Genomic DNA, 3,774 nt, shown 5'->3' with positions numbered 1-3,774 from the left:
GCTTTTGATGATCATCGTGGCGACGAAGTTCACCCAGGAGCTGATATCACCTCCGATGCAGACATTCTGCAAGCGTGCAAAGATCGTTTAGGTCTGGTTTATCACCCCGTGGGTACCTGCAAAATGGGTAATGACGATATGTCTGTCGTTGACGACCAGTTGCGTGTTCATGGCATCTCAAAGCTACGAGTAGTCGACGCATCGATCATGCCCACTTTAATAAGCGGCAATACCAATGCACCTGTAATAGCGATTGCTGAAAAGGCATCCGACCTAATATTGTCACCATCAACCATGCTCAACTAAATGATGAGTACAAATCACTTTTGTGAGCAATAAGTCTATTACGTAATAAAATACACAACTTTTGAACATTAAACATTCAAATAGTACACAACATAAGCACGTTTAAATCGATAAAAATAGAGGCAAACAAATGAACTGCGCGGCGAAAATTTCTACTCACGATACATCTATTGAAGAACGATTAACTATGCTTAAGTCAGCGGCTCGAGCTAATCCTTACCCTTCCTTCAATGAGAGGAAAAAAAATCTTCTAAATCTTCGTAGCCAAATTCAGCGTTACCAAGATGCCATTACCGCTGCAGCAGCCAAAGACTTTGGCTGGCGCGCACCAGCTGAATCTAAACTTATTGATGTGCTCGGGCCCGTTTTAGAAATCAATCATGCAGTTCACAAACTCAAAAAGTGGATGAAGCCTAGTCGTAGATCCACGGAGTTACTCTTCACAAGTAATAAAGCCAAAGTACATTACCACCCCAAAGGTGTTGTCGGAATCATCTGCCCATGGAACTTTCCCTTATACCTAGCGTTAGGGCCTCTTATTGCAGCTTTGGCAGCGGGCAACAGAGCGATGATCAAAATGCCGGAGAATTGCCCTAACTCAGCCGCATTACTGCAAGAAATGCTTAGCGAAATTTTTCCTGAAGACTTGGTGGATGTGTTGCCTGGTGACCACCCGGATGCGATGAAAATTTCAGAGCAGCCTTTCGATCATTTGGTGTTTACAGGCTCGCCTAAAACCGGGCGTATTATCATGAGTAACGCGGCTAAAAATCTGGTACCTGTCACTTTAGAACTCGGTGGAAAATCGCCGGCAGTTGTGTGTGAAGGCGCCAACCTGAATGATGCCGCTAAGCGAATTGCGCATGGTAAGGCCATGAATAGCGGTCAAGTCTGTTTAGCACCTGACTATGCGTTAGTACCTAGAAATAATATTGATGAGTTTGTTGAGGCCGTAAAGAAACAGTTTATAAAAATGCATCCCTCGACTTCCGGTAGTGAACATTACACCTCATTGGTAGACGACCGCGCAGACGAACGTTTCAGGCGCCTAATTGACGACGCGAAAGCGCATCGGGCAGACATAACCGTTTGCGGTTCTATTGGCAAGGGGCGGCAGTACCCGCTTCATATTGTAAAGAACCCTGATCTCAATATGAATTTGATGCAAGAAGAAATATTCGGTCCAATTTTGCCTGTGATTCCCTACGATAATATCAACGAAGTAATTGACTTTATAAACGACCGGGAACGCCCTCTAGCACTCTATTTATTCGGCCATGATAAATCCATACGAGACACAATTATGAAAAACACGCTGTCTGGTGGAGTAAGCATTAATGATTGGGGCTGGCATGCATTCAATCACGACATGCCTTTTGGTGGCGTGGGTAATTCAGGTATGGGCAGTTACCATGGCGAAGAAGGGTTTCGTGAGCTATCCCATGCCCGATCGACTTTTCAACGACATCGATTCTTTCCGATTGGTTTATTCTATCCTCCCTACGGAACCATTATTCAGAAATTATCGATGAAACTATTTCTAGGTAAGGCAGATAAAGAGCTGCTAGGCCCACCTAATCTAGATTCATAATAATAAACACCTTTGGGGTTACCGATGACACAGATAAACACAACACTCTCACGCAACAACCTAGCCGACTTTTTAGAGGGCTTTCTTCAAAAATACGCAGAAAAACCAGCTTATTCATGTCTCGGGCAAACATTATCCTTTGCTGAAATCGATGCTAAATCTAAGGCTTTGGCCTGTTTCTTACAGCAGCAAGAGAACCTAAATCAGGGTGACCGGATAGTGATACAGCTGCCAAATCTAAGCCAGTACCCAATTGCTGCTTACGCCGCGTTGCGTGCTGGTTTAGTCGTGGTAAACACAAACCCTCTTTACACGCCTAGAGAAATGCAGCATCAATTCTCAGATTCAGGTGCCAAGGCGATAATTATTCTAGAAGACCTGTTGCCCAACTTAGAAAAAATCAAGGGTGATACGGCGCTGGAGCTAGTGATTTCAACAGGTGCTGCGGATTTACTAAGCGACTCCCCGACGCCTGCTCCAGAGGGTTGCCACTCTTTTAGCCAAATCCTCAATGATTTTGATCAGGCTAAATTGCAAGCCCGTAAAGATATTGGCCCAGATGATTTATGTATGCTCCAGTACACTGGAGGCACAACTGGCGTTTCTAAAGGTGCTTGTTTAAGCCACCGAAATGTCATAAGTAATGCTAAACAATGTTTGGATAGACTTGCTACAGGGTGTAGAGAAGGGCAAGAGATATTTGTGTGCCCATTACCCCTCTACCATATCTATGCCTTTACAGTGAATATGATTATGTTTGCGAGCAAAGGCAATCTCAATGTACTCATTCCTAACCCTAGGGATCTTAACGCCTTTATTAATGCCATCAAACCTTTCGAATTTACCGGCATATCAGGGATCAACACTCTCTTCGTCGGTCTTTGTATGCAGGAAGAATTTAAAGCGCTAGATTTTTCAGCACTGCGATTGACCGTCTCGGGTGGAACTGCCTTAACCTCTAATGCCAGTGAAATATGGAAAGATGTAACAGGCTGCAGTATTTCTGAAGGCTATGGGTTATCAGAAACATCTCCGGTCCTCTGCCTTAATGAACCTGGCAATGAAGAAATAGGCACAGTTGGGACACCTCTTTCTGATACAGAAATTCAGCTTTGGAATGATGACGATCAACCCGTATCTGAAGGTCGCGGACAGATCGTCGCTAAAGGCCCTCAAGTGATGAGTGGTTATTGGAATATGCCAAATGAAACCGCAAAGGCATTAACTGAAGATGGCTTTTTCAAAACGGGTGATATGGGCGAATGGACTGATGACGGTAAGCTAAAAATTGTTGACCGTCTAAAAGATATGATTATTGTTTCAGGATTTAACGTCTATCCAAATGAAGTTGAAGAAGTATTAACCAGTTTTCCGCAAATTCTAGAAGCAGCCGTAATTGGTGAAGCTGATGACATTTCAGGTGAAAAAGTATGTGCTTATGTTGTACTAAAAAATGAAGCAACAGAAAAAGAAATTATTGAACACTGCCGCAAAGTGCTGACCGCTTATAAGGTTCCCAAGAAAGTGGTCGTACTAGAAGAATTGCCTAAATCAACTGTTGGGAAAATACTGCGAAGGGAGCTGAGACCTGCTTCCTAAATGACTTTAAACAAAGTCATCAAACAAAACGAGCCCCGTGATTTTGCCATAGATTTCGGTTAGCTATGTTTTGATATTTATTCAGGTTTTTAGGGTGCCCAAATGGCACCCTTTTTTTGTTTGAAATATGCTTTCGTTCCACTAAAACGACACGAATTGACTGTGACATGACACCTAGGGCCATAACCCTGGCCTGCGTCTCCCGATAAGATTGTTTTACTAACAATAACGGAGAAAATCTCATGTCTAAAGAAGCGGCAGCAATGCTTTCGGTCCCG

General features: G+C 43.5%; 4 protein-coding genes. 3 read left to right on the top strand and 1 reads right to left on the bottom strand.

The window, feature by feature from the left end; genetic code table 11:
- From A3757_RS15545 to A3757_RS15535, 3 genes are all read left to right on the top strand, one after another.
- Window positions 1-306, top strand: a 306-nt coding sequence (locus tag A3757_RS15545; protein WP_231878297.1) for a GMC oxidoreductase, incomplete at its 5' end; no start/stop codon positions are given.
- Window positions 307-436: 130 nt separating this feature from the next.
- Window positions 437-1,897 (top strand): coniferyl aldehyde dehydrogenase, encoded by a 1,461-nt coding sequence (locus tag A3757_RS15540; RefSeq protein WP_068507112.1) that lies wholly within the window; start codon window positions 437-439, stop codon window positions 1,895-1,897.
- 24 nt (window positions 1,898-1,921) lie between these two features.
- On the top strand, window positions 1,922-3,496 hold the full coding sequence (locus A3757_RS15535) for an AMP-binding protein (protein ID WP_068507116.1): 1,575 nt from the start codon (window positions 1,922-1,924) through the stop codon (window positions 3,494-3,496).
- A 19-nt stretch (window positions 3,497-3,515) separates the two neighbouring features.
- Here the strand turns inward: A3757_RS15535 and A3757_RS27660 are convergent.
- Window positions 3,516-3,774: hypothetical protein (locus A3757_RS27660; RefSeq protein WP_231878296.1), on the bottom strand; the 259-nt coding region annotated here is incomplete at its 5' end.

This window comes from Oleiphilus sp. HI0117 (genome assembly GCF_001635235.1).
The sequence above is the reverse complement of the archived record's forward strand: the minus strand, read 5'-3'. Positions and strand labels throughout refer to the sequence as shown.